Origin of the sequence: Mesorhizobium sp. M1338, assembly GCF_040318045.1 — a bacterium.
Taxonomy (GTDB): Bacteria; Pseudomonadota; Alphaproteobacteria; order Rhizobiales; family Rhizobiaceae; genus Mesorhizobium.
In genome coordinates this window covers 344,604-370,081 of record NZ_JAMYLL010000002.1, presented here as the reverse complement: position 1 = coordinate 370,081, position 25,478 = coordinate 344,604, and the positions used below count along the sequence as shown (strand labels likewise).

Below are 25,478 nucleotides of genomic sequence, written 5' to 3'. Positions count from 1 at the left end.
CCGCGGTAAATGCAGCGCAAGGGCGCATTAACGAACGGATTTTGGGCTATGGACAAGGAAAACACCGGCCTGCTCGCAGGCCCCGACGGCGTCGCGCGCTGTTTCTGGCACGGCAATCTGCCGGACTATCTGCACTACCACGACCATGAGTGGGGACGGCCTGTCGCCGATGACCGCAGGCTGTTCGAAAAGATCTGCCTCGAAGGTTTCCAGTCGGGCCTGTCGTGGCTGACAATCCTGCGCAAGCGGGAGAATTTTCGCGAGGCCTTCGCCAATTTCGAATTCGACAAGGTCGCCGCCTTCACCGACAAGGACGTCGAGCGCCTGCTCGGCAATGCCGGCATCATCCGTCATCGCGGCAAGATCGTCTCGACCATCAACAACGCCAAGCGCGCCCGCGAAATGGTGGATGAATTCGGCTCGCTGGCCGCCTGGTTCTGGAAGTTCGAACCCGGCAAGGATGAACGGCCCGTGATCGTCGATCTCGCGCATCTGCGCGCCAACCCGACCACGGCCGTCTCTGTGCGGATTTCGAAGGAGCTGAAGAAGCGCGGTTGGAGCTTCGTCGGCCCGACCACGGTCTACGCCTTCATGCAGGCGATGGGTCTGGTCAACGACCATCTCGAGGGCTGCGTCTGCCGCAAGGAGGTCGAGAAACAGCGGAAGGCTTTCAAGCGGCCGAAGTAGGGCTCAGGTGCCGTTGGCGCTGGCCAGCACCAGGCCGGCGACGATCGCCACCACCGTGGCCACTGTCGGATAGATCACCAGCAGGCCGGTCATCAACGCGTCGCGCATGGATGGTCCCTTGCCGGTGTCGGCCGGGACTTCGAACGGGCCAGCAGCCTGACTGACCATTTTCGGAGCATGGCTGTCGGCCGGGCGCAGGCGTGCGGGCAGTTCGGCACCGCTGTCGATGGCATGGAATCTTGCTATGCTGGTCATGGCCGCGAACCCCTCAATTCGGCGCGTTTATCTCTTGCGATTGTGTCGGCACGATGCCGCGCGCATGGCGGGATTGTTTCATTTTCGGTGCGGTTTGTTTCAGAGGCGGTTGAAGCGAAGGCGGGCGCTCGCGCCCATCTTGCTCAGAGAGCGGAGATGGGTTCCGCCTCGGCGGCCTTGCCGCACAAAGCCGCTTCGGCTAGGACACGCGCACTTGAAACAAGTCCGCATTTACCAACAAAAAAAGATCCAGCTCATGGCCGACAAATCGGAAAAGACGAAAGCGCGACTGCCGCGCGGTTTTGCCGACCGCAGCGCAGAGGACATCCGCGCCGTCGAGAAGATGATGGCGACGATCCGCTCGGTCTATGAGCTTTATGGTTTTGAACCGGCCGACCAGCCGCTGATCGAATACACCGATGCGCTCGGAAAATTCCTGCCCGACCAGGACCGGCCCAACGAAGGCGTGTTCTCCTTCCAGGATGACGATGACCAGTGGTTGTCGCTGCGCTATGACCTGACCGCGCCGACGGCGCGCTTTGTCGCCGAGAATTATGAGCGCCTGCCCAAACCCTATCGCAGCTATCGCTCCGGTTGGGTGTTCCGCAACGAGAAGCCAGGCCCCGGCCGCTTCCGCCAGTTCATGCAGTTCGATGCCGACACGATCGGCACACCGGGCGTGGCGGCGGACGCCGAGATGGCCATGATGATGGCCGACGTGATGGAAGCGCTTGGCATCAAGCGCGGCGACTACGTCATTCGCGTCAACAACCGCAAGGTGCTGGACGGCGTGCTGGAAGCGATCGGTCTTGGCGGCGACGAGAATGCCGGCCGCCGGCTGACGGTGCTGCGGGCGATCGACAAGCTGGACAAGCTCGGGCCGGAAGGTGTGAGGCTTCTGCTTGGGCCGGGGCGCTGGGATGGCGGCAAGGAAGGCGAAGGCGACTTCGCCAAGGGCGCCGGGTTGAACAACGGGCAAGCCGAGGCAGTCCTTCTCGCGACGGCGAGGAATACACAGGCTGGCCAGGATGCCATGGTCAGTTCGAACGCAGTTTACCAGGAAGGTGTCGGCGAACTCGCGACGATTGAAGCCTTGGTCAGGGCGGCGGGATACGGCGAAGACCGTATTGCCATGGACCGTTCGGTCGTGCGCGGCCTCGAATACTATACCGGCCCCGTTTTCGAGGCCGAGCTGCTGGCTGAAATCCCCAATGAGGACGGCCAGATCGTGCGCTTCGGCTCGGTCGGTGGCGGCGGCCGTTATGATGGCCTGGTCTCGCGCTTTCGCGGCGAGCCGGTGCCGGCAACCGGTTTTTCCATTGGCGTCTCCAGGCTGATGACCGCGCTGAAGAACCTCGGCAAGCTCGACGCCTCGGACGTGATCGCGCCGGTCGTGGTGCTGGTGATGGACAAGGATATCGACAGTCTCGGTCGCTATCAGAAGATGGTGTCGGAGCTGCGGGCCGCCGGCATCCGCTCCGAAATGTATCTCGGCGGCGCCGGCATGAAGGCGCAGCTCAAATATGCCGACCGCCGCAACTGCCCGGTCGCAATCATCCAGGGCGGCGACGAGCGCGCCAAGGGCGAGCTGCAGATCAAGGACCTGATCGAAGGCGCGCGCATGTCGGCCGAAATCACCGACAACGCCGAATGGCGCGCCGCGCGCCCGGCGCAAGTGACGGTGGCGGAGGGCGAATTGGTCGCGGAAGTGAAGAAGATCCTGGCGGCGCAGGCCGCTGACCGCGCGAAAGGTGGCGCTTGAACACCCCCCTCTGGCCTGCCGGCCATCTCCCCCGCAAGGGGGGAGATTGGATGTCACGTGGGCTTTCGCCAATCTCCAGCGTTGAACGAGAGGCGCTGAGCCTCAAGCTGCCGATCTCCCTCCTTGCGGGGGAGATGGCCGGCAGGCCAGAGGGGGGTGCCTCGCGCCCATCCGATCGATGACCTCCCGCTATGCCGCCATCGCGGCCGACATCACCAACCTCTTCGCCACCCGCAACACCCACGCGGTCGAGGTCGCGGTGCTACAGCCGGCCGATCCTTTCCTCGACATGGCCGGCGAGGATCTGCGCCGCCGTATCTTCCTCACCGAAAGCGAGACGGGGCAGACATTGTGCCTGCGGCCGGAATTCACCATTCCGGTCTGTCTCGACCACATAAGTTCGCAGGCCGGCACGCCGCGCCGCTATTCCTATCTCGGCGAGGTCTTTCGCCAGCGTCGCGAGGGCGGCAACGAGTTCTTCCAGGCCGGTATCGAGGACCTCGGCGACAGCGACACGGCGGAAGCCGATGCCCGCTCGCTGGCCGACGCGTATGCGCTGCTGTCGCTTGTGTTGCCTGAGCAGGCGCTGGCGATCACGCTCGGCGACCAGACCATTTTCGAGGCTGTGCTGGCCGCCCTTGGCTTGCCGCGCGGCTGGCGCATGCGCCTTGCCCGCGCCTTCGGCTCGGCGCCGATGCTTGAGGCGGCACTCGCCGATCTCGCCAACCCGCCGCGCAACGGCCAGCTCTCCGGCCCGGTTGCTGCCCTCGTCCTCGACGGTGATCTGGACGGTCTTTCGGCCCACATCGCCGGCGGCATGGAAGAGGCGGGACTGTCGGCGTCCGCCGGACGCCCGCCATCCGACATCGCGCGGCGGCTGATCGAAAAGGCCGAACTGCGCAGCGTGCGGCTGTCGAACGAGGCCTTTGCGGCGCTGAAGGGTTTTCTGGCGATCGACGTGCCGCTTAACAGTGCGGCCGAGGCGCTGGCCTCCTTCGCCAGCGGTGCCGGGCTTTCGCTCGATGCCGCGCTGGAGAAGTTCGCCGCCCGTGCCAAGGCGATCGAGGCGCACGGCCTGCCGGCCGGAAAAATCCGTTACGATGCCGCCTTCGGCCGTCCGCTCGACTATTACACCGGCCTGGTTTTCGAAATCGCGGCTGGCAATGGCGACCGGCCGCTGGTCGGTGGCGGCCGCTACGACCGGCTGCTGACCTTGCTTGGCGCGAAGACGCCGATCCCTGGCGTCGGCTTTTCCGTCTGGCTCGACCGCATCGAGGCGTTGCGGGAGATGGCGCCATGATCACGCTGGCGATCCCGTCTAAAGGCCGCCTCAAGGAGCAAGCGCTGGACGTGCTGGCCAAAGCCGGCCTCGCCGTCAGCCTGCCCGGCGACGAGCGCAAGTACCACGCCCGCGTCGAGGGCCTGGACAATGTCGAAGTGGTCTTCCTGTCGGCTTCCGAGATTGCGGGCGAGATCGGCCAGGGCACGGTCGATCTCGGCATCACCGGCGAAGATTTGGTGCGTGAGAACCTCGCTGACTGGGAGACCCACGCCGAAATCGTCGCCCGTCTCGGCTTTGGCAGTGCCGATGTGGTGGTTGCCGTGCCGGACATATGGCTCGACGTCGACACCATGGCCGACCTTGATGACGTCGCCGCCGATTTCCGCCAGCGCCACGGCAGGCGGTTGCGCATCGCCACCAAATACTGGCGGCTGACCCAGCAATTCTTCTCGCAGAAGCATGGCATCCAGGTCTATCGCATCGTCGAGAGCCTCGGCGCTACAGAAGGCGCGCCGGCGGCGGGACTGGCCGATGTCATCGTCGACATCACCACCACGGGCTCGACGCTGCGCGCCAACCATCTCAAGGTGCTGGGCGACGGCCTCGTGTTGCGCTCGCAGGCCTGTCTCGTGGCGTCGAGGAAAGATCGTTCCGCTGCGGATGAAGCCGTATTGCGCGACATTGCCGCGAAGATGAGCGCCCTCCCTCCCCCTTGAGGGGAAGATGGACAGCCGCCGAAGGCGGATGGACGGGTGGGGTCCGCGGTGACGCACTCCATCTTTTCAGGCAAAGCCAGATAGAGGTCGAGGCAGTTGAGACGACCCCACCCGCCTCGCTTCGCCCGGCACCCTCCCCTCAAGGGGGAGGGGATCGTCCAGTACCATCGGCGGGATTTCCACCGTCGCGGCAGGCTGATAGGCTCGACCAGTCCCGGGAGGAGAGAGCGATGCCAGTCAATCTCGACGAGCTGAAGAATGCCAGCAATTTGCGCGGACATGGATCGCGCAATGGCGGTGTCTTCGTAGCGCCCGTCGACGGCAAGGCGCATGTCTCCGGCGAGCGCACCGTGCCGCTGCTGAACAAGACTATCCCCGCGCTGTTTTCCGACACTGCCAGCAAATATGCCACGCAAGATGCCGCCGTCTTCGTCGACCAGGACAAGCGCTTCACCTGGAGCGAACTGTCGGACACGGTCGACGCGCTGGCCGCCGGCTTCCTGGCGCTTGGCCTGGAAAAAGGCGATCGCGTCGGCATCTGGTCGCCCAACCGATGGGAATGGCTGGTGACGCAATTCGCCACCGCCCGCATCGGCCTGATCCTGGTCAACATCAACCCGGCCTACCGGCTGACCGAGCTGGACTACGCGTTGAACAAGGTCGGCTGCAAGGCACTGGTCACCGCGGCCAAGTTCAAGACCTCCGACTATCTCGGCATGATCGAGACACTGGCGCCGGAGATCGCGAAGGCGACGCCCGGCAAACTCAAGGCGCAGAAACTGCCGGCGCTGAAGATCGTCATCCGCATGGGCGAGGACAACTCACCCGGCATGTTCAATTTCGGTGATGTGCTGGCCATGGCAGGCCGCGACGAGCATGACAGCCTCGACCGCATTTCGGAGGGGCTGAAACCGGGCGACGCCATCAACATCCAGTTCACCTCGGGCACGACAGGAGCCCCCAAGGGCGCGACGCTGACCCACAACAACATCGTCAACAACGGCAATTTCGTCACCTCGGCGATCAAACTGACCGTCGACGACCGGCTCTGCATCCCGGTGCCGCTCTATCACTGCTTCGGCATGTCGATGGGGACGATAGGCTGCGTGTCGAAGGGCGCCACCATGGTTTTCCCGGGAGAGGGGTTCGACCCGGGCGCCACGCTGAAGGCGGTGGCTCAGGAACGCTGCACCGGGCTCTATGGTGTGCCGACCATGTTCGTCGCGCTGCTCGATCACCCGGACTTTTCATCCTTCGATCTCTCCAGCCTGCGCACCGGCATCATGGCCGGCTCGCCATGCCCGATCGAGGTGATGAAGAAGGTGGTGTCGCTGATGCATATGGAACAGGTGACAATCGCCTATGGCATGACCGAGACCAGCCCGGTCTCGTTCCAGAGCGGCGTCGACGACCCGCTGGAAAAGCGCGTCTCGACCGTCGGGCGCATCCACCCGCATGTCGAGGTCAAGGCGGTCGATGCCGATGGCGTCACCGTCGCCGTCGGCGCGCCGGGCGAGCTTTGCACGCGCGGCTATTCGGTGATGAAGGGTTACTGGGACGACGAGGAGAAGACCCGCGAGGCGATCGACGCCGACGGCTGGATGCACACCGGCGACCTCGCCACCATCGACGCCGAGGGCTATTGCAACATCGTCGGCCGGGTCAAGGACATGGTCATCCGCGGCGGCGAGAACGTCTACCCGCGCGAAGTCGAGGAATTCCTCTACCGCCATCCCAAGGTCAAGGAGGTGCAGGTCTTCGGCATTCCCGACGCCAAATACGGCGAGGAACTGTGCGCCTGGATCGTGCTCAAGCCCGGCCAGATCGTCACCGAGCAGGAAATCAAAAACTTCTGCGCCGGCCAAATCGCCCACTACAAGATCCCGCGCCATATCCGCTTCCGAACCGAATTGCCGATGACGGTGACCGGCAAGCCGCAGAAGTTTTTGATGCGCAATGCGATGATCGAGGAACTTGGGTTGGTGACGCAGAGGACGGCGTGAGTATAGGCTTTCCGCAAGGTTCGCAGAAACACACAGGGCTTGCATGAGTGGTTTCGCGCGATCGGTGACTTCTTATGCGATGCCGTTGGTCGCCTTGGCGATGGCTATCGCAGTCAGAGCCAGCGGGCTGTCGGTGGATGAAGGTTCGCCGAGCGTCAAGATCCTTGTCGGAGCGCTTTCGAGTGCGATCATGTTTATCACCATTTTCGTGGTGCTCGACCATGCCGAAGCGGTAGCTCGGCGAGTAGGGGAGCCTTACGGTACGTTGGTGCTGACTTTTGCCGTGACGGCAATCGAAGTGTCGATCATCGTTTCCATGATGCTGCATGGAGAGAACAACCCTACGCTTGCACGTGAGTCCGTCTTCTCGACGGTGATGATTACATCTACCGGCGTTGTCGGCACGTGTCTCACGCTTGGCGGCTGGCGCCATCGCAAGCAGGCAATCGTTCGACAAGGGACCAGCGCATATCTTGCGGTTCTGGCCGCGCTGACCGTCATGACGCTTATTCTGCCGACCTACACACGAACTACGGAGCCTGGCACATTTTCAGCAGCTCAACTTGGTTTCGTGAGCGTACTTTCAGTGCTGCTCTATGCAGGTTTCGTGTTCGCGCAGACTGTCCGGCATCGCGACGACTTCATCGAAGGACAAGCACACGATGTTTCAATGCGAACCGCCCCGCACGAAAGCATCTCTGCCAGCGCTCTGCTCCTGTTAATCGGGCTGATCGGAATTGTCATGCTCGCCGAGCAAGTCGCCGCAAGCGTTGAAGATGCGCTCGTTACCTACCAGGTGACCCAAGCTGACGCTATTGTGGGAGCATTGATCGCGGGGTTGGTTTTGATGCCAGAGGCCATTTCGGCGGTTCGTGCTTCACTCAACAATGAGCTGCAGCGCGGCTTGAATGTCGCGATGGGTTCGGCTTGCGCTACAATTGGTTTGACAATACCTGCGGTCGCAGCCGCCAGCCTGCTGACGGGAAGGGGTTTGACCCTGGGGCTCCCGGCGACCGACACAGTGCTTTTGATTTTGGCGCTTTTCATATGTAGCGTAAGCTTTAGCAATGAAAGAACGACATTCCTGACCGGCATGGTCCATCTTGTATTATTTTTTACTTACGTATTTCTGATATTTGTACCATGAAAGCTTAATCTTGCATCGTGGTCGCGGACGGGCGACCTCCGGCCCACTATAGTCATTCATTCGAAGACGGGCAGCGGATGACCGCCTACCGGCGCCTCGACGGTCGAATCCGATGGCTACGTCTGCGATATTCTGGCTGACCACGAAGTCTCGCAGGCCAGGAGCGCAAAGCATTCGGGTAGGCAACGCGCAGATTTCGCACGAGCGCCGAGGTCAGAATGACATCCCCGATGTATTTCGTCTGGATAACGAGAATGGACTTGATTTGCAGCCGATCAGCCGTCGAGATATTCAGCACGTCGAACTCACGAAAGGCGGGTAAGGTTGGTCATTGGTGGCACCAGCGCGCGGGCTCACGGTTTCGGCTAAGGGATATCTCTCAACACCGAAGCAAGGTCACCCTCGTTTAAAATTCGGGACGGTCCGCCATATTGCGAGCCTCCTAAGATATCCCACTGTCTTTCACTGTGAACGGTGCCTTTCCGATAACAAGCAAAGGTAAATGCAGCTCAAGGACGTGGCCTCAAGTCCTTGGCCACTGTCGTCGCCCGGCCCATCATCGCATTTGTCCCTGCCACAAGGGCAATCCACTTTCTGCAGCGAAGTCTCTATCCTCGGCGTAGATCGGCTCACCTCTTCTCACCACCCGTCGAAGCAAAGCCGCATCTTCGTCGGCATGATATCGAAAGGCATTTCGGCTGTCGTACCCATGCCCGGCTTGGGACAGGGAAAACCCGCTGACGACAACAGGAGCGAAACCGGCGAACCGCGCCAGCATGATCGCGAAGGCTCCGGTGGAGATTTTCCGGTGCCAACCACGGGACACATGATATTTGCCGCTGAGCCGCCAGACGATGTTGGCAAGCTGCCATTTGGTAAGCGCCTGCAAGGTGTCATAACGATAGTTGAAGGTGCGACAACCAGCTTTCAGCTTGTCCTCGACGTCCGGCCAAACCGGGATGATCAGATGCTTTGCCCGCCGTCCTTTTAACAAATCACGCTTGTAATAATCCTGCTCACCCTCGCCGACTAAAATGCCGCGGCGGATCAGGGCGATATCAGGAACGGGGAGGCTGAAGGTTTCCGCCAAAAGCTGGGAAGCATTGACAGTCACAAGTGCCCAATCGGCATTATGTCCCTCCGGGAGGCGAAAATTCGGCGCCGACCCCATTACCAAGGCGGGACCCGTGACGCTGGGCAAGCGAAGAATTGGCTTTGTGAAGACTGGCAACAGATTCGAAAGCGGAGTTTTCATGCGGGAATCTGAACAGCATGTTCCTCAAACGCACGCAGAATGCTCTCTTCTCGGCTCCACAATTCGTCCCAGTGCGTGGCGCCGGGCCAGCCCGCAAACCAAGGGCCGCCGAGCGTGTAGTGCGCCAGCGAGACATCGGCGGGGTCGAGTTCGGAAGCCGAAGCCCCAACGAGGTAGTTCCATGCGAGAGGCAATTCCCCGATCTCATGGTCCTCAAGCCATTTGAAGGCGTGGAGGTCACGCCCGGGCCACGTGTTAAGCATTTCGTTGGTCAGCCGTTTGTTGGCGGGATGATCTAGATTCCACAAAACGACCGATGACCAGTTTTTGCGGCGATAGAACGTCTGCGTTTGTCCGTCCATCTTGACCGCTTCGGATTCTCGTTGCTGGTGCTTAACCGCCATGATCGCGTAGGAAGGATCGACCAGGTCGAGCAGCTTGACCGGATCCTTTAGAAACAGGACGTCACAATCGCAGAACATGGCCCAGCCGCCTTGCCGCACAAACGGAACTGCAAAGCGCGATATGGCAAACTCGGTCGCCATCGGTGCCTCGGAAATCGGGCACCAGAGCCTACCATCACGTATCTCCATCGGTCGCTTCATGATTCCTTTGGCTTCAAGGTCTTTGAGCACGAGTGGCCGTATCTGCAATGGCTTACTTGTCCGCCGGTAGGCGCTCCATCGCGCTACGTCCAGGACTCGGGCTTCGCGTGGATCATACCCAATGTAGATTGGTATCATGTGGCAACTCTATAATTGGATGTGAATTTACTCGTGCATTGCAGCACTGGAGAACCGAAGTAAGCGCATCACCTCGTCGCGGTGGCGACCGTACAAACCAGGACGTCGCAGACAGAAGATTGCATGTTCCAACCCAGGGGGAGATGACGGAATTTCGGCTCATGCAGCCAGAGACCTCCGGAGCAGCGATTGTCGCTTCAGCATGCGCCTGAACCCACGCAATGATAGGCAAATGTCGCGATTGCCGCAACGGTCTGGCCCATCGTCTCGCCGCGACGCGAGTGCCGCCGGTCACCGAGACGCTCACGCGCCGGATTTGAGGTGATCGATGAAGGCGCGCAGCTTCGGCAGGATCTGGCGTTTGCCGGGATGATAGAGGAAGACGCCCGGCGTCGTGGCGGCGACGCCGTCCAGCACCGATCTGAGTTTGCCCTGTTCTATAGGGGCTACGGCGACGGGTCGAGGCGTCTGTGCCAGGCCGATGCCTTGTATCGCCGCACCGAGCAACGTCGGATAGTCGTGCGCGATCAGCGGGCCGGAGACCATCGCCTCGATTGCCTCGTTGCCGTCGACGAAGGACCAGGGCGCGATGGCGCCGTTCGAGCGGCGCAATCGCAGGCAGGCGTGGTGGCGCAAGTCGTCCACACGCTCGGGGCTGCCGTGGCGCTCGAGATAGTCCGGGCTGCCGACAACCACGAACGGGAACGACGGCGTCAGCCGCACAGCGACCATATCGGGCGCGATGAACTGGCCGAGGCGGATGCCGGCATCGAACCCGCCGGTGGCGAGATCGACCATTTCGTCGCTTGCGGCGATCTCCAGTTCGATCTCGGGATAGGTTCGGCAGAAAGACGCGATCATCGGCTCCAGGATCAACGGCACGACGGCGCGGGGTACGGACAGGCGCAGCAACCCGGTCGGCCGTTGGCCGAGGTCGCGCGCGGCCTCGCCTGCCGCGACGAGTTCCTCGAAGGCAGGGCCCGCACGGTCGAGGAACCGCTGACCGGCCTCGGTCAAACCGACGCTCCGCGTCGTGCGCACGAACGGCGCCGCACCCGTGCGGGCCTCCAGCGTGCGTACCGCTTGGCTCACGGCCGACGGCGTCACGCCGAGGTCCGCGGCGGCACGGCGGAAATTGCGCCGCCTGGCGACGGCCAGGAAGGCTTCGACGCCTTCCAGCGCACCGTGTCGAACTGTGTAGTTCTGCTTCATAGGTTGTGGTGATTACACCGGCTAGTCGAACTATGAAAGCTGGCTTAGATGTAACCGACTGGCTGGGAGGCTGCGTGAACCAGCCGCTGACAGGAGGCCAAATGTCCACGGAAATGCTGTTCCAGACCCATCTCGTTCTAGGCTATGTCGCGTGGCTGCTTTGCTTTGGCGCATATGGTCTGCCGTGGCTGAGCTCAATGGACCGGGTCGCCGCGCAACGTGCGATCGCCACCCTGCACAGCTTCCGCTTCTTTGGCCTCGTGTTCATCCTGCCGGGCGTCGTTAGCCGCGATCTGCCGGCCGGCTTCGCCGTGTTCGCCGCCTATGGCGACTTCGCGACAGGGGTGCTGGCGATGCTGGCGCTGCTCACGGTGAGGATACCACCGCTCTTCTGGCCGCTCGTCGTCGCCTTCAACCTTGTCGGAATGGCCGAGCTCGTCGTCGATTATTACCACGCCATCCAGGTCGGCCTCCCCGCGCACGCGGAACAACTGGGCGCCGCCTACGCGATCCCGATCATCTACGTGCCGCTGCTGATGATCACGCACATCGCCGCATTCTATTTTCTGCTGCGTCCTCACCAGAACGCGACCGGAGCCATTGCAGACGATGCGGCTGTTTCATAGAGCATCCGGAGGTCCGTTTCGGGTCCTAACGACTACCGGCCCCACTGTGCCTTTGACGGCAAGAGCATCCACCAAGGAAAAAGGCGCGGACCCGGGCCCGCGCCTTTTTCTCGTTCAGCCTTTCGAAGCTCAGTCCTTCTCGAAGATGCGCGCCTTGGCGACGACGCCGGCGATGGCGCCGCCGATCAACGGTGCGACGATGAAGAGCCAGAGCTGGCCGATCGCGGCAGTTCCCGAAAACAGCGCCGGGCCGATCGAGCGGGCCGGGTTGAGCGACGTGCCGGTCACCGGGATGATGGCGAAATGCAATCCTGCCAGCGTCAGGCCAATGACCAGCCCGGCAAAGGCCGTCGAGTGCTTTTCAGCCGTGACGCCCAGGATCACCGTGACGAAGGTGAAGGTGCCGATCACTTCCCACAGGAACGCCGAGCTGACGCCCCATTTCGTCACGTCCCAGCCATTGGCGCCGAAGCCGCCAGTGTGTCCGCCGGTCTGGCCGGAGACGATGATCCACAACGCCAGCGAGGCGAGGATGGCGCCGATGACCTGCGCGATCCAGTAGGGGATGACGTCCTTGGCCGGCAGCCGGCCGGCAAGGAAGACGCCGAGCGTCACCGCCGGATTGAGATGCGCGCCCGAAATCGGGCCGATCGCATAGGCCGCCGCAATGAGGCCGATGCCGAACGCCAGACCGATGCCTTCCTGGCCAAGCGGCAGCGCACCGCCGAAGCCGCCCGTCACCACAGAAGCCGTACCGATGAACACCAATAGAAATGTGCCTAGAACTTCCGCCAGATAAGTTTTCATTGCCCTCTCCTCGTAGCGATCCGCCGGTCCGCCTTTTCCGCGCCGCGAATCATGGCGCCAAGAGTATTCTCAACTGAAAAACTTGGGAAGCAGAGCGGTTGCGTCACATGCCATGCTTGAAGTCGCCGGTCACGAATATTAGAGACCGTTCATCTATTGATCGATCTGCTGCCGCCGGCTTAGGGCATATACTGGTTGGCTCGCTGGTCTCGGTTTGGATTACCTCGTCGTCGCCAGTCGGAAGCGGGGTTCAATCCAGGCGCGAAAGGCTCTAAGAGCAGGCCAAGATCACGTGCTCGATTTGATGGAATGACGAATGCGACTGGGCGGACGGCTGGCTGCGGCCATCGAAGTGCTGGAAGACATCGGCCGACGCCACCGGCCGGTGGCGGACGCGCTGAAGGATTGGGGCCTGTCGCATCGCTTCGCCGGCGGCGGTGACCGCGCGGCGATCGGCAACATCGTCTATGATGCCTTGCGTCACAAGCGTTCCGCCGGCTGGCTGCTGGGCGAGGACACGCCGCGCGCCATCGGCTTCGGCGCCCTGCTGCTCGAATGGGGCCAGACCGCGCAATCGCTCAACGACGCGCTCGAAGGCGACAAGTTCGCACCGCCGCTGCTGACCGCCGCCGAGCTTCAGGCAATCGCCGAACGCCGGCTTGCCGATGCGCCGGACGCGGTACGGGCGGATGTTCCCGACTGGTGCGCGCCGCTTTTCGAACGAGCCTTTGGCCCCACTTGGGTCGACGAGGGAGCGGCGCTGGCGACACGCCCGCCGCTCGATCTCAGGGTCAATACGTTGCAGGCCAATCGCGACAAGGTGCTGGCCGAACTGTCGGGAACCGGCGCGAAACCCGCCGCCATCGCCCCGCACGGTATCCGCATCCCGCCGATCGACGGCGACGGCAGGCACCCGAACGTCCAGGCCGAGCCGGCCTTCCAGAAAGGCTGGTTCGAGGTCCAGGACGAAGGCTCGCAAGTGGCGGCCGCCCTTGCCGGGGCCGAAGCCGGCATGCAGGTGCTGGATTTCTGCGCCGGCGCTGGCGGCAAGACGCTGGCGCTGTCGGCTTCGATGGGCAATACGGGCCAGATCTTCGCCCACGATGCCGAAAAGGCGCGGCTGGCGCCGATCTTCGACCGCATCCGTCGTTCGGAAAACCGCAATATCCAGATCGTCACCAAGCCGACCGAACTCGCCCCGCTCGGCAACCACATGGACATCGTGCTGGTCGATGCGCCCTGCACCGGCAGCGGCACCTGGCGGCGCCGTCCCGATGCCAAGTGGCGGCTGACGCAAAGACAGCTCGACGCCCGCAAGGGTGAGCAATCGGCGATTCTCGATGCGGCCAAAGCCTATGTCAAGTCAGGCGGCCTGCTGGTCTACATCACATGCTCGGTCTTCGATGAGGAGAATGGCGAGCAGGTCGCGGCCTTCCGCGACCGCAACAGCGGTTTTGTCCCGGTCGATCATCGCGCGCTCTGGGACGGCCGTTTTCCCGGCCATGCGGCAGCCGCACGCATCGGTGCCAAAGGCGACATCTCGCTGTCGCCGGCGCTGAGCGGCACCGACGGGTTCTACTTCTGTGCGTTGCGCAGGTCGGCCTGAACCTCATTGGATACCGCCAATCCCGGCGGATGCGTAACCCTTGCCGGCAGACGAGACCGATTGCTGCAGTGCAGCAAAAGCGTTTGCCTGCCGCCCATGCCTCTGCAATAAGCTTATCCGCATAAAGGAAAGCAGCGGCCATGGCAGCAAAGATCGTACCCGCCCCGGACTATGACGACCGCGTCAGGACATCCTTCGCGCGTCAGAAAGCGATGGCCACGATCGGCGCCGAACTGACGCTGGTGACACCCGGTATCATCGAGATCGAGATGCCTTATTCGGCGGCGCTCACCCAGCAGCACGGTTTTCTCCATGCCGGCGTCATTTCGACCGCACTAGACTCGGCTTGCGGCTATGCGGCGTTTTCGCTGATGCCGGAAAACTCAGGCGTGCTGACCATCGAGTTCAAGGTCAATCTGCTGGCGCCGGGCCGAGGCGAGCGCTTCCTGTTCCGCGGCTCCGTGACCAAACCCGGCCGCACCATCATCGTTGCCGACGGCCAGGCCTATGCCTTCGCCGCCGACGGCGAAGCCAAGCTGATCGCCACCATGACCGGAACGATGATGACGGTGGTCGGGCGGGACGGCATCGAAGGGTGATCCGATGGGCAACGTTGCGCGACTAGGCGGCAAGGACGTCCTCTTCGTCATGGCGGCACAGGCCGAATACGGCCCGCACCTCAAGCAATTGTTCACGCCGCTGATGACCGGTGTCGGGCCGGTCGAGGCCGGCGTCAGGCTGGGCGCCGAGCTCTCTTGGCTGAAGTCGCGGAAGGCGCTGCCGGACCTCGTCGTGTCGCTCGGCTCGGCCGGCAGCCGGACGCTGGAGCAGACGGAAATCTACCAGGCGGCGTCGGTCAGCTATCGCGACATCGACGCCTCGCCGCTCGGTTTCGAGAAAGGGGCGACGCCGTTTCTCGATCTGCCGGTGACGGTGCCACTGCCGTTCAAAATTCCTGAAATCAGGGAGGCGACGCTGTCGACCGGCGGCGCGATCGTCACCGGCGCGGCTTATGATGCGATCGCCGCCGACATGGTCGACATGGAGACCTTCGCTTGCCTGCGCGCCTGCCAGTTGTTCGATGTGCCGCTGATCGGACTGCGCGGCATCTCCGACGGCGCGGCTGATCTGCGGCACGTCAACGACTGGACCGAATATCTGCACGTCATCGACGAGAAGCTGGCCGGGGCGGTCGGGCTGCTGGAACAGGCAATCCGCCACGGTCTGCTCGGCGCCTGACCGCAAATCGGATCAAGCCGCCAAGCTTGCGGCCGGAGAGGCTGCTGCAATGGATGAAGACGCTGGCGCTGAAGGTGAAGTCGTGGAATCGAAGTGACAGCTAGGCCTCGCAACCCATTGCGCCGACTCATTTCTTTCTCTAAACGCTCGCCATGAAAACAGCCAATCATCCCGACACCGTCCTGATTGTCGATTTCGGCAGCCAGTTTACCCAGCTCATCGCCCGCCGCGTCCGCGAGGCCGGAGTGTTTTCCGAGATTGTGCCGTTCCAGTCGGCCGAAGCGGCGTTCAAGCGCATCAATCCGAAGGCTGTCATCCTGTCCGGCGGCCCGGCTTCGACCGGCGATATCGGCAGTCCGCGCGCGCCGCGGATCGTCTTCGACGCCGGCGTGCCGGTGCTCGGCATCTGCTATGGCCAGATGGCCATGTGCGTGCAGATGGGCGGCGTCGCCGAAAGCTCCGACCATCGCGAATTCGGCCGCGCCTTCGTCGAGATCGAAAAGGACAGCCCGCTGTTCGAGGGCCTGTGGGCGCCCGGCCAGCGCCACCAGGTGTGGATGAGCCACGGCGACCGCGTCATCTCCTTGCCCCAGGGGTTCGAAGTGTTCGGCAAGTCGGAAGGCTCGCCCTTCGCCATCTTCGGCAATATCGAGCGCAAGATGTACGGCATCATGTTCCATCCCGAGGTGGTGCACACGCCCGATGGCGCCCGGCTGCTGCGAAACTTCGTCCACAACATCGCCGGCATCGAAGGCGACTGGACCATGCGCGCCTACCGCGAGCACGCGGTCGAGGCCATTCGCAAGCAGGTCGGCAAGGGCAAGGTCATCTGCGCGCTGTCGGGCGGCGTCGACTCCTCGGTCGCCGCGCTGTTGATCCACGAGGCGGTCGGCGACCAGCTGACTTGCATTCTTGTCGACCACGGCCTGATGCGCAAGGACGAGGCCGCGGGCGTGGTGGCGATGTTCCGCGAGCACTACAATTTGCCGCTCATTCTGGTGAACGCATCGGACCGTTTCATCGACGCCCTGGAGGGCGAGTCGGATCCGGAGAAAAAGCGCAAGACCATCGGCCGGCTGTTCATCGAGGTGTTCGAGGAGGAGGCCAAGAAACTCGGCGGCGCCGAATTCCTGGCGCAAGGCACGCTCTATCCCGACGTCATCGAAAGCGTCTCCTTCACGGGCGGCCCGTCGGTGACGATCAAATCGCACCACAATGTCGGCGGCCTGCCCGCGCGCATGAACATGCAACTGGTCGAGCCGCTGCGCGAACTGTTCAAGGACGAGGTGAGGGCGCTCGGCAAGGAGCTCGGTTTGCCCGAAAGCTTCATCGGCCGGCATCCATTCCCAGGTCCGGGTCTCGCCATCCGCTGCCCCGGTGGCATCACCCGCGAAAAGCTGGAGATCCTGCGCGAGGCCGACGCCATCTATCTCGACGAGATCCGCAAGGCCGGCCTCTACGACGCCATCTGGCAGGCCTTCGCCGTTCTGTTGCCGGTGCAGACCGTCGGCGTGATGGGCGATGGCCGCACCTACGAATTCGTCTGCGCCCTGCGCGCCGTCACCTCGGTCGATGGCATGACGGCGGATTTCTACCACTATGACATGGCCTTCCTCGGCGCAGCCGCCACCCGCATCATCAACGAAGTCCGCGGCATCAACCGCGTCGTCTACGACGTCACCTCGAAGCCGCCGGGAACAATCGAGTGGGAATGATTTTTGCCCGTCCGGCGGTATCCGTCTGTACGCTCTAGTACGCCTTAAGGCATTGAAACATAACGATAATCGTGACGGCATCTATTGCCGTCTATCGAGGGGCAGTGCTTCGATTTGACGGTATAGCAGACGGTATGGGGAAACTTGTTCGATCTGGAGTTTCGCTATACCGTCATGGCTAAGAGAGCTGCTGACGGTATTATTTTTGGTATTAACAGGCTGATTCCAAAAGGGATTTATGCTTCCAGCATCGCCTATTTGGCCTGACGGTATAATCGGTGCCTCTCTCCAGTTCTTGAACGGTTTTTGGAGGCCCTCATGCTAACTGACACAGCGATTAAGGCGCTGAGATCACAGAAGAAATTGTACAAGGTGAGCGATCGTGACGGTATGTACGTTGTAGCGCAGCCGTCGGGGCGATCGTGTTTCGGTACGACTACCGCCTCAACGGACGTCGAGAGACGCTGACGCTCGGCCGATACGGCCCAGACGGCCTCTCGCTTGCCAGGGCTCGCGAGAAGCTGATCGATGCAAAGCGGGCCATTTCAGATGGACGGTCGCCTGCTCAAGAGAAGCAGCACGACAAGCGGCGACTGAAGGAGGCGAAGCGGTTCGGCGAATTCGGCGAGAAGTGGTTCCAGGAGTCGCGCATGAGCGACGCGGCGAAAGCTCCCCGTGCTCGGCCGCGATCATCGCGTAACGAAGGTATCGAAGGTCGAGAGACATATTTGGCATGCGTTCCCGGCATCCTTAATGCTGCTCATGTTTGCCGATGGCTCGCTTTGGCCGACTTCATCGTCCACCTCCAGGCACCGGGCGGGTTGTTTCTCGGGATTAGGTTCGGCCTCAGAGGAGTGTGTTCGCGCCGTCCTCTGAGAGGATCAGTCGGTCGGAAGGCGCATTATAGATGGCTGATGCCGGACCTCTCCGCCTTTACCGACTCCACGGCGCTGAGCGAGGCCGCAGGAACCAGTCGAAGTGTTTTGCTATCAACGGGCTCACAACAAAGACAATTAGGCTTACTGTGATCGGCGTTAGAACCAGTGTTCGATGCCACACAGCCCAGTTGTCGGCCAGCGGACTCAATGCGTAGAGCAGGAGTGTCACGATCGGGTAGACGAATACAATCATGACGACTGTCATTCTGATTTTAGATGGTCTGATCGGAGCGACGACGGGGCCGTCGCATGCCTTCAGATTATTCAAATCGCAGGTCATAGCCTTGGGCTTGTTCAAATCACTAACCCCTTAGTATTCGGCGCTCGGTCGCTGGCGAAACTTCTTGTACTAGGCGTCAAGGCGCGGATGGGCGGAGCCGAAGGGTTGGTCGAACCTCTCCCGGCATGTTTGAAAAATTGAAAATACCGTGCAGTCCGCGATCGTAGGCCTATCTCCTGCCAGAAACTCGTTATCTCCGATCGTCACCTCCAGGACATCCAGTATTTCGGTGACATACCCAAAGAGTTTGGCAGCAACCTCCGGTGATGGCGACGGCTCCTTGGCGGGAAAGGATTGAGTAACGTTCCACAGCCAAAGCTGAGACCGGACCACCAGATCAGTTCCCAGGCGCTCAAGCGAGCGCACTTTCGCTCGGGAAACCGGATCTGTCCCCATCATTGGCGTGTCGGGATACAACTCCTCCAGATACTCGACTATGGCAGCCGAGTCTGTGATCGGCATACCCTCATCCGTCACGAGTGTCGGGGCTCGTCCGCTGGGATTGATCGCGAGGTATTCACGCGACTTGTGCTCCCCTCCCGCGTAATCGAGTTCATATCGCGGAACGTCGATCCCTTTTTCGTTCAGGTAAATGATAACGCGCCGAGGATTTGTCCCCCTTTGAAACTGGTAGAGCAGCATACCATCCAACCTTCCGACCTTGGGCAATTCGATCACTAGCCATGTCTCAGAAATCTACGGGCAAATTTATCGTGTTACAATGGAGCTTTTATGCTATTACTAAAGTGATGCTTTGCGAGGTGAGACGTGGCGTCTGATCGTTTAACGCGTGTGCCGGCCAGACAGGCGCTGTCGGACTTCATCCGCCAATGTCGCGAACGCACTTCGCCTGAATCGCTTGGCTTGCCGCAGGTGCGCCGCCGTCGAACCAGAGGCCTTCGTCGTGAGGAAGTCGCCGCGTTGGCTGGTGTCGGTTTGACGTGGTACACTTGGTTCGAGCAGGGACGCGACATAGCAGTATCGGATGATTTCCTCCATCGATTGGCGCGAGGACTTCGCCTCGACCGAGCCGAACGGGAGCACCTTTTTGCACTGGCTGGCCGTGAGACATTTGCGGATGGCGCTGAAAGTGCCGAGTTTCCTCAGTCACTCGTAAGGATGATCAATGCTCTCGATCAAGCCGCCTACATAATGAACAGCGCTTGGGATGTCCTGGCCCATAACGAGGCGGCCGGGATCCTGTTTGAAGACTTCAAATTGCCGCGACCGAATATACTCCGCATCGTTTTCTTTTCCGACCACTACCGGCAGAGGATTCAAAACTGGCAGTTCGCCGCGAGGCTTGTCCTGCTCAAGGCACGCCATGACTATCTGACGGGCGGGAAGAGCCCGATTTTAAGGTCCATCCTCAACGAGGTACTTCAAGCCGTTCCACAAACTATGGAATGGTGGGATGAGCCCGAAATCCTCCGAATCGGCGATACGGACATTACGCTCCGCGATGGACAGGGCAGGTGGCGAAGCTATCGCCTCAATATCCTCGTCTCCGAGGACAGGCCCGGACTTCGCATCGCCTTCTACGATGAAAAAGTAGCAGCTTGAGCGCACAGCCTTACAGCGTGGTGGACGCCAGATGCAGAAGATGGTTGTTCAAGACCGGCAGATGCCTTTGGGCCGCGAACCCGCCCACAGTTATAGGAGGTCTGGTTGGCGATTTTCCATAGAGTGTTTTGGCTTGCCGGGCTGTAAAGCCTCACGCCGATTTCACTGACTTTATGAAATCGAGGAATGCCCGCAGTGGGGGCGGAACAAGACGGCGTCCGGAATAATAGAGAAAAGGGCCGGGAAAAGGCGTCCACCATTCAGGCAGAACAGGGTTCAGTTTTCCGGCTTCGATATGCGGCTGCAGCCATTCCTCGAACAGGCCTATGATCCCGACACCGGCGACCGCCATGTCCACCGCCAGGTCCATCGCGCCGCTGATGCTCACGGTGAGCGGCCCCTTCGGCTCGATCCGGACCGTCTCGTCGCCGCGTTCAAGCTCCCATGGGCTGAAGAGCGACCCGTTGTCGAACCGTCCACGCAGGCATCGATGCTGCAGCAGATCCCGCGGATGCTCTGGATTGCCCGCCTGGGCGAGATAGTCCGGCGCGGCGGCCATCGCGAACCGCTGCACCCGCGGACCGATCGGCACCGCGATCATGTCCTGCTCCAGCTTCTCGTCGTAGCGGATCCCGGCGTCAGCGCCGGCCGCGAGCACGTCGACGATGGTGTCCTCGGCGACGACCTCGACCTGAATGTCTGGGTAGAGGGTGAGAAACTCCGGCAGGAGTGTCGGGAGCACCAATCGCGCGACACCTACGGGCACGTTGAGCCGGAGCGTGCCCGCCGGCGTGTCGCGCAGGTCATTGAGGCTAGCGAGCGCCGCATCCATCTGCGTGAGGAGAGGAGCCAATTGCTCGACAAGCCGCCCGCCGGCTTCGGTCGGGGAGACGCTGCGGGTGGTGCGGTGAAGCAGGCGCACACCCAGCCGGTCCTCCAGGCGGCGCACGGTTTCACTGAGCGTCGTCGGGCTGACGCCGAGTAAGCGCCCGGCTTCGCGGAAACCACGCGCCCTCGCGACGGCGACAAACGCCGTGAGATCGTCGATGTTCGCAACCAATGTCCAGTTATCCGTACAGCCTGTGTTGATAATGCCGGATTATCGCTATGATCCGCAAGGGGTACATGTTGGGCATCAGCCACCTTCCAACCCGGCTGAGCTCTGAAAGGAAATTGACATGACCCAGGTAACGGAAGCTGCAACAGCACAACCGACCCGCGCCGAGCTCATCGCCGGTCTGGTCTCCGCCATGGCGAACCCGGCGCGTTCGCCGATCCTCCGCTCGCCGGCTGGCGACGGCATCGCCTTCTCGGACGTCTTCTTCCCCGCGATGGACGGGGTGACGATCGAGGGCTGGTTCATCCCCGGCGACAGTGATCGCCTGATCATCGCCAACCATCCGATCTGGGCTAACCGGCAAGGCTACCCCGGCCATCTGAAGCCCTACAGCGACGCCTGGGAAGCGAGCGGCAACAACATCGAAGTCAACTTCATGCCGGACTACAAGCACCTGCACGAGGCGGGCTACAACATCCTCGCCTACGATCTGCGCAACTTTGGCCAGAGCGGCGCCGGCAGCGGCGGCGTGATCGGCAACGGCATCCGCGAGTATCGCGACGTGATCGGCTCGCTGCGCTACGTCCGTTCACGCCCCGATCTCAAGAACCTGAAGCTCGGCCTGCTCAGCCGCTGCTGCGGCATGAACGCGACCATGGTTGCCATCTCCAAGCACCGCGAGGAGTTCGACGACGTTCGGGCGATCGTCGCGCCGCAGCCGATCTCGCTCAGCTCCTTCTACCGCACGATCCTCGACCACATGGGGATGCCGGATGCGCTGCCAGAGGTCGCCGACGCCCTGCGCCGCATGACCAGCATGGAGTTGAAGGACATGGACATGCCGCCCTATGCAACGGCCGTGGATATTCCGACGCTGCTCCTGCAGGTCCGCGACGACACGCTGACCACGCCCGCCGACGTGCAGGCGATCTATGACGCCATGCCAACCGACCAGAAGGACCTGATCTGGATCGACGGCACGAACCGGCGCTTCGACGGCTACAACTACCTGCCCGCCAACCCCAAGCCGATGCTCGACTGGTTCGAACGATTCATGAAGTGAAGCACCTGCCGGTCGGCCGCGTGCCTGCCGCATCGGGTCAAACGATCCCGAGCGGCAGCTCCGGCCGGACCATCCTATTCGCAAGAGCTATCTGAAAAGGAGGACAAGATGTCCAACATTAACAACACTCTCACCGTCGTGCTGTGGGAAGCCAAGGCGAAGCCGGGCCGCGAGGCCGAGATGAAGGACTTCCTGCAGCGGTGACGCCATCGAGGCACGATGCCGGCTGCATCGACTACGAGCCGCACGAGATGGAAGGTCAGCCCGGCACCTTCATCATCTATGAGCGCTGGATAAGCCGGGAAGCGCTCGAAGCACACCTTCACGCGCCGAGGATGCAGGAACTGGTGCCGCAGCTTCTCGAACTCATGGAGGGGTCGATTGAGGCCGGGATCCGGCTCCTTCGCCCATTTCGTCCGGCTTGAGGTCGGGCGACATCGAACGCGAGGACGGCTCGCGCCGCGGAGCCCCACCACACCGGAGCTAGGAGGTCCATATGTACTGGTTTTCAATGAGCGCGGCGCTGCTGGTCTCGATCGGCATCATTGCAATTGGGGCGATGTATCTCGCCCGTCCCGCGACCGCTATGCGCAGCTTCGGCTTGCCGCTTCCCGGAGACGGCGAGAGTACCATGTGGTGGCTTCGCCTGAAAGGCGTCCGCGACATCGCGGCGGGATTGCTCGTCCTGGCGCTGATGCTCCGCGGCACCCCGCAGATCGTCGGCATTGCGTTGCTGGTCGACGCGCTGATCCCCCTCGGCGACATGTCGCTCATCCTCGGCGCAAAGGGTTCGACGCGAGCGGCGCTCTCGATCCACGGCGTAACCGCGCTGTTGATGATCGCGGCAGGCATTCCCCTGGTCATGGGGCTGGCGTGACGCGTTCACCCATCGGGCGAGGCGCTTGGACGGCGCAGCCGGTTGATGCCGGGAATGATGGCGAACACCATCCGCGCGCGTCGGGGTCCGCCGAGCGCCGACGATGCGGTTGCCCAAACGAGACAAGCCAGTCCGGGACAGAGCCTGTGACTGCGGAGTGATCACGACGGATTGATGAGATTGAACACCTTGTCGAAGCTGCCGGTCTGTTCGGCGGTGCGCTGCGGCAAGACGCGCTGAACCAGCACTTCCTTCGGGGTGACATCCGCACACAATAGCCCGACCGTTTCCGTGACAAAGGCATCAAGCGGCATCGCATGTGGATTGCTCGACTGCCCAGGCGTCAGTTCCGTCGCCACCAGCGGAGGGGCGATCTCGACGACCGAGACGCTTGTGTTCCGCAACTCGTGGCGAAGGCTCTGGGTCCAGGAGTGTAGGCCGGCTTTGCTCGCACTGTATGCGGACGCGGACGCGAGGGGCACGAAGGCCAGCCCGGATGATACTGTGACGATTGCTGCTTCCGCCTTGGAGCGGAGGTGCGGCAGGAGTTCGGCGGTCAACCGGATCGGAGCCAGTAGGTTGGTAACAACGACCTTGTCTACGATTTCCATGTCGTAGCGCTCTGCCAGGACATTCTCGTACGGCAGGATGCCGGCGTTGTGGATGACGGCATTCAAGTCAGGGTGGTTCCCAATGACTTTGGCGGCGAATGCCTTGAGGTCAACGACGTTGGCGACATCGAGCTGATAGGCGGACATTCCGGGATTGGCGTCGGCCACCTCTTCAAGCCGATCCTTGTTGCGCCCAGTGATGATGATCTTTGCGCCGAGAGTAGCGAGGGCTTCTGCAAGGCCGCGGCCGATGCCCGAGTTGCCTCCGGTGATAAGGATGGTTGCGTTGGAGAACTTCACTTCTGCTTCCTTTATTTCTGAGAGATGCTCGGAGGTCAGCCGTCTCTCCTATCTTATGAGAGCCTATGTCTAGGCTCACGCCTCGCATTAATAATCAGAGCTAAATTGACAAGATAATTCCGTTGGCGATAACAATGTTAGAATGGACCTACTGAATAGCATGCGCCTTTTCGTGAGGATCGTTGAGCGCGGCAGCTTCAGCTCCGCCGCAGGCGACATCGGTATTCCCCGGGCCACCGCGACCAACACTATCAAGGCGCTCGAACGCCGGCTTGGCGTGTCGCTTCTGCAGCGAACGACGCGGCACGTCGCTCCCACGATGGACGGGGACGCTTACTACCACAGGTGCCGCGCATTGATCCGCGATCTGGAAGCTATGGAAGACGAGTTCGCCGCCTCGCCTCCAAAGGGGCACTTACGTATCGATGTGCACGGCAATCTTTTTCGCCAATTGCTCCTGCCACGGTTTTCTGAGTTCACGGCCCGATATCCCGAGCTCACGCTGCATATCGGCGATGGCGACCGGCTGGTGGACCTTGTTCGCGAAGGCGTCGATTGCGTGGTGAGAGCGGGAGAGCTCGACGACAGCGGCATGGTTGTACGTCGTCTTGCGCTGCTCGAAGAAGTCACGGTGGCAAGCCCGGACTATCTTGCAAAGCACGGCACGCCCGCCTGCCTGGAAGATCTCCACTCTCAGGGACATCGGATGATCGGGTTCGTATCGTCCCGGGCAGGGATAGTGTTGCCCCTCGAATTCACCGACAACGGATCGGTCCATCACGTGACCCTTTCGTCGCCTCTGACCGTCAATAGTTCCGATACCAGCGCGGCATTGGCGCGCGCCGGATTCGGACTTGTGCAGGCTCCCCGATTTCGTTTCGAGGAGGAACTCGCGTCAGGATCCCTGATTGACATCCTGCCCAACAATCCGCCGACGCCGACACCGCTCTCGGTTCTTTATCCCGGCCAGCGTCACGTTTCACGACGTCTTCGGATATTCATCAACTGGCTCGTAGATGTATTCGGCGATCTGCAGTCTGAGCCACGCTTTCTTTCTCCGAGCTCTGATAAAGGCCGGTGAATGACGGATTGGAGATTTCCCGGCGTTGACAATAGATGACCGGCGACCGCCGGAGACATCTTGAGATTCTGGCTGCAAAGTTATGTGGCCCTCGCAATGGTGGTCACGGCCGAATGCTTCCCCGAACGCCATACGAAGCAGCGCGAGTTTGTGGCAGAGCGCGTTGGCATGGTCCGGGCCAAACCGTGCCGCATGCCCTTACTTTGACCCGCAGCTATATCGCCCTTTCCACCTATCTGGAGAGGGGGGCCGAGCCCCAAACGTCCGAACTGACCCGCGTCGAACTGTCGTTGGTTCGGAAAGCGGGGACTTCCCGACCTTGTTGGGCAGGCCCCAGCACGCCGCTTATCAAGGTTGACACCATGAGGAGGTCAAACAACCAACATGACAGCCATGGGGCAGGCACCTGAAGTCGCTGCCGTCGCTCGACCTGCATGCCGAGCTGCGCCCAGCCGTCGCGTTTTGAAGCCATCTGCCGGCTGGTGGCTTTCGTTGTGCATGAGGCAACTGCCATGTTTGACGTCAGCTATGCGACCACGGCCCGAACCGTCTCGCCAGTTGAGCAGCACGTGCATAGTTTTCTAGAGATGATTCCGTTGATTGGAATTGTCAGCGTGATATCGCTTCACTGGGTGCAGTTTCAGGCGTTGTTC

Annotated in this window: 25 protein-coding genes and 1 pseudogene; 17 read left to right on the top strand and 9 right to left on the bottom strand. The window is 61.7% G+C overall.

Features of this window, described 5'->3' with window-relative positions:
* The first annotated feature begins 48 nt into the window (after positions 1 to 48).
* On the top strand, positions 49 to 687 hold the full coding sequence (locus NKH19_RS03670; RefSeq protein WP_352981847.1) for a DNA-3-methyladenine glycosylase I: 639 nt from the start codon (positions 49 to 51) through the stop codon (positions 685 to 687).
* A 3-nt stretch (positions 688 to 690) separates the two neighbouring features.
* Here NKH19_RS03670 and NKH19_RS03665 read toward each other — a convergent pair whose 3' ends face one another.
* Complete coding sequence (locus tag NKH19_RS03665; protein ID WP_352981846.1) at positions 691 to 942, bottom strand: hypothetical protein; 252 nt, start codon at positions 940 to 942, stop codon at positions 691 to 693.
* 256 nt (positions 943 to 1,198) lie between these two features.
* Between NKH19_RS03665 and hisS the strand changes: the two genes are divergently transcribed.
* The 5 genes from hisS to NKH19_RS03640 all read left to right on the top strand — a co-directional run bounded on the left by hisS (position 1,199) and on the right by NKH19_RS03640 (position 7,852).
* Complete coding sequence (gene hisS / locus NKH19_RS03660; RefSeq protein WP_352981845.1) at positions 1,199 to 2,704, top strand: histidine--tRNA ligase; 1,506 nt, start codon at positions 1,199 to 1,201, stop codon at positions 2,702 to 2,704.
* A gap of 178 nt (positions 2,705 to 2,882) precedes the next feature.
* Positions 2,883 to 4,004 (top strand): ATP phosphoribosyltransferase regulatory subunit, encoded by a 1,122-nt coding sequence (locus tag NKH19_RS03655; RefSeq protein ID WP_352981844.1) that lies wholly within the window; start codon positions 2,883 to 2,885, stop codon positions 4,002 to 4,004.
* On the top strand, positions 4,001 to 4,702 hold the full coding sequence (gene hisG / locus NKH19_RS03650; RefSeq protein ID WP_352981843.1) for an ATP phosphoribosyltransferase: 702 nt from the start codon (positions 4,001 to 4,003) through the stop codon (positions 4,700 to 4,702). Before NKH19_RS03655 ends, hisG begins: the two co-directional genes overlap by 4 nt.
* A gap of 230 nt (positions 4,703 to 4,932) precedes the next feature.
* Positions 4,933 to 6,705 (top strand): AMP-binding protein, encoded by a 1,773-nt coding sequence (locus NKH19_RS03645; RefSeq protein ID WP_352981842.1) that lies wholly within the window; start codon positions 4,933 to 4,935, stop codon positions 6,703 to 6,705.
* 43 nt (positions 6,706 to 6,748) lie between these two features.
* Complete coding sequence (locus NKH19_RS03640) at positions 6,749 to 7,852, top strand: calcium:cation antiporter (protein ID WP_352879494.1); 1,104 nt, start codon at positions 6,749 to 6,751, stop codon at positions 7,850 to 7,852.
* Positions 7,853 to 8,408: 556 nt separating this feature from the next.
* Here the strand turns inward: NKH19_RS03640 and NKH19_RS03635 are convergent.
* The 3 genes from NKH19_RS03635 to NKH19_RS03625 all read right to left on the bottom strand — a co-directional run bounded on the left by NKH19_RS03635 (position 8,409) and on the right by NKH19_RS03625 (position 11,062).
* Positions 8,409 to 9,107: a hypothetical protein gene (locus tag NKH19_RS03635; protein WP_352981841.1), complete on the bottom strand. Its 699-nt coding sequence runs from the start codon at positions 9,105 to 9,107 to the stop codon at positions 8,409 to 8,411.
* Positions 9,104 to 9,742, bottom strand: coding sequence for a hypothetical protein (locus NKH19_RS03630; protein WP_352981840.1), 639 nt, complete (start codon positions 9,740 to 9,742; stop codon positions 9,104 to 9,106). The genes NKH19_RS03635 and NKH19_RS03630 overlap by 4 nt, the downstream gene beginning before the upstream one ends.
* Before the next feature lie 411 nt (positions 9,743 to 10,153).
* Positions 10,154 to 11,062: a LysR substrate-binding domain-containing protein gene (locus NKH19_RS03625; protein WP_352981839.1), complete on the bottom strand. Its 909-nt coding sequence runs from the start codon at positions 11,060 to 11,062 to the stop codon at positions 10,154 to 10,156.
* 101 nt (positions 11,063 to 11,163) lie between these two features.
* On the opposite strand from NKH19_RS03625, the gene NKH19_RS03620 reads away from it, so the two are divergent.
* Positions 11,164 to 11,688, top strand: coding sequence for a DUF8737 domain-containing protein (locus NKH19_RS03620; protein ID WP_352879487.1), 525 nt, complete (start codon positions 11,164 to 11,166; stop codon positions 11,686 to 11,688).
* A 129-nt stretch (positions 11,689 to 11,817) separates the two neighbouring features.
* On the opposite strand, the gene NKH19_RS03615 is transcribed toward NKH19_RS03620, so the two are convergent.
* Positions 11,818 to 12,495 carry an MIP/aquaporin family protein gene (locus NKH19_RS03615; RefSeq protein ID WP_352866614.1) on the bottom strand — a complete coding sequence of 226 codons (678 nt, stop codon included), beginning with the start codon at positions 12,493 to 12,495 and terminating at the stop codon, positions 11,818 to 11,820.
* A gap of 316 nt (positions 12,496 to 12,811) precedes the next feature.
* Between NKH19_RS03615 and NKH19_RS03610 the strand changes: the two genes are divergently transcribed.
* The 5 genes and pseudogenes from NKH19_RS03610 to NKH19_RS03590 form a co-directional block, all read left to right on the top strand.
* Entirely contained in the window at positions 12,812 to 14,101 is a 1,290-nt protein-coding gene (locus NKH19_RS03610; protein ID WP_352981838.1) for an RsmB/NOP family class I SAM-dependent RNA methyltransferase, read from the top strand.
* Between the two features lie 140 nt (positions 14,102 to 14,241).
* A complete protein-coding gene (locus NKH19_RS03605; RefSeq protein ID WP_352866618.1) occupies positions 14,242 to 14,700 on the top strand; it encodes a PaaI family thioesterase in 459 nt (152 codons plus the stop codon).
* A 4-nt stretch (positions 14,701 to 14,704) separates the two neighbouring features.
* Positions 14,705 to 15,340 carry a 5'-methylthioadenosine/S-adenosylhomocysteine nucleosidase gene (locus NKH19_RS03600; protein ID WP_352981837.1) on the top strand — a complete coding sequence of 212 codons (636 nt, stop codon included), beginning with the start codon at positions 14,705 to 14,707 and terminating at the stop codon, positions 15,338 to 15,340.
* Between the two features lie 152 nt (positions 15,341 to 15,492).
* Positions 15,493 to 17,055, top strand: a complete 1,563-nt coding sequence (gene guaA, locus NKH19_RS03595) for a glutamine-hydrolyzing GMP synthase (RefSeq protein ID WP_352866622.1) — start codon at positions 15,493 to 15,495, stop codon at positions 17,053 to 17,055.
* Positions 17,056 to 17,373: 318 nt separating this feature from the next.
* Positions 17,374 to 17,732, top strand: a pseudogene (locus NKH19_RS03590) (Arm DNA-binding domain-containing protein); the annotation flags it as partial.
* 256 nt (positions 17,733 to 17,988) lie between these two features.
* On the opposite strand, the gene NKH19_RS33520 reads toward NKH19_RS03590, so the two are convergent.
* A complete protein-coding gene (locus NKH19_RS33520) occupies positions 17,989 to 18,273 on the bottom strand; it encodes a putative antibiotic biosynthesis monooxygenase (protein WP_502910876.1) in 285 nt (94 codons plus the stop codon).
* 69 nt (positions 18,274 to 18,342) lie between these two features.
* Positions 18,343 to 18,951 carry a glutathione S-transferase family protein gene (locus NKH19_RS03585; RefSeq protein ID WP_352981836.1) on the bottom strand — a complete coding sequence of 203 codons (609 nt, stop codon included), beginning with the start codon at positions 18,949 to 18,951 and terminating at the stop codon, positions 18,343 to 18,345.
* A gap of 90 nt (positions 18,952 to 19,041) precedes the next feature.
* On the opposite strand from NKH19_RS03585, the gene NKH19_RS03580 reads away from it, so the two are divergent.
* Positions 19,042 to 19,836, top strand: a complete 795-nt coding sequence (locus NKH19_RS03580; RefSeq protein ID WP_352981835.1) for an MmyB family transcriptional regulator — start codon at positions 19,042 to 19,044, stop codon at positions 19,834 to 19,836.
* Positions 19,837 to 19,987: 151 nt separating this feature from the next.
* Here the strand turns inward: NKH19_RS03580 and NKH19_RS03575 are convergent, their stop codons facing one another.
* Complete coding sequence (locus NKH19_RS03575) at positions 19,988 to 20,896, bottom strand: LysR family transcriptional regulator (protein ID WP_352866628.1); 909 nt, start codon at positions 20,894 to 20,896, stop codon at positions 19,988 to 19,990.
* Between the two features lie 118 nt (positions 20,897 to 21,014).
* Here NKH19_RS03575 and NKH19_RS03570 point away from each other — a divergent pair, with 118 nt between their 5' ends.
* The 3 genes from NKH19_RS03570 to NKH19_RS03560 all read left to right on the top strand — a co-directional run bounded on the left by NKH19_RS03570 (position 21,015) and on the right by NKH19_RS03560 (position 22,833).
* Positions 21,015 to 21,956 carry an alpha/beta hydrolase family protein gene (locus tag NKH19_RS03570; protein WP_352981834.1) on the top strand — a complete coding sequence of 314 codons (942 nt, stop codon included), beginning with the start codon at positions 21,015 to 21,017 and terminating at the stop codon, positions 21,954 to 21,956.
* 200 nt (positions 21,957 to 22,156) lie between these two features.
* Positions 22,157 to 22,381: a putative quinol monooxygenase gene (locus NKH19_RS03565; RefSeq protein ID WP_352981833.1), complete on the top strand. Its 225-nt coding sequence runs from the start codon at positions 22,157 to 22,159 to the stop codon at positions 22,379 to 22,381.
* A 71-nt stretch (positions 22,382 to 22,452) separates the two neighbouring features.
* On the top strand, positions 22,453 to 22,833 hold the full coding sequence (locus tag NKH19_RS03560) for a DUF4267 domain-containing protein (protein ID WP_352981832.1): 381 nt from the start codon (positions 22,453 to 22,455) through the stop codon (positions 22,831 to 22,833).
* Positions 22,834 to 22,994: 161 nt separating this feature from the next.
* On the opposite strand, the gene NKH19_RS03555 is transcribed toward NKH19_RS03560, so the two are convergent.
* Entirely contained in the window at positions 22,995 to 23,744 is a 750-nt protein-coding gene (locus tag NKH19_RS03555) for an SDR family oxidoreductase (protein WP_352866640.1), read from the bottom strand.
* A 160-nt stretch (positions 23,745 to 23,904) separates the two neighbouring features.
* Here NKH19_RS03555 and NKH19_RS03550 point away from each other — a divergent pair, with 160 nt between their 5' ends.
* Positions 23,905 to 24,825, top strand: a complete 921-nt coding sequence (locus NKH19_RS03550; RefSeq protein WP_352866642.1) for a LysR family transcriptional regulator — start codon at positions 23,905 to 23,907, stop codon at positions 24,823 to 24,825.
* Positions 24,826 to 25,478: the final 653 nt, after the last annotated feature.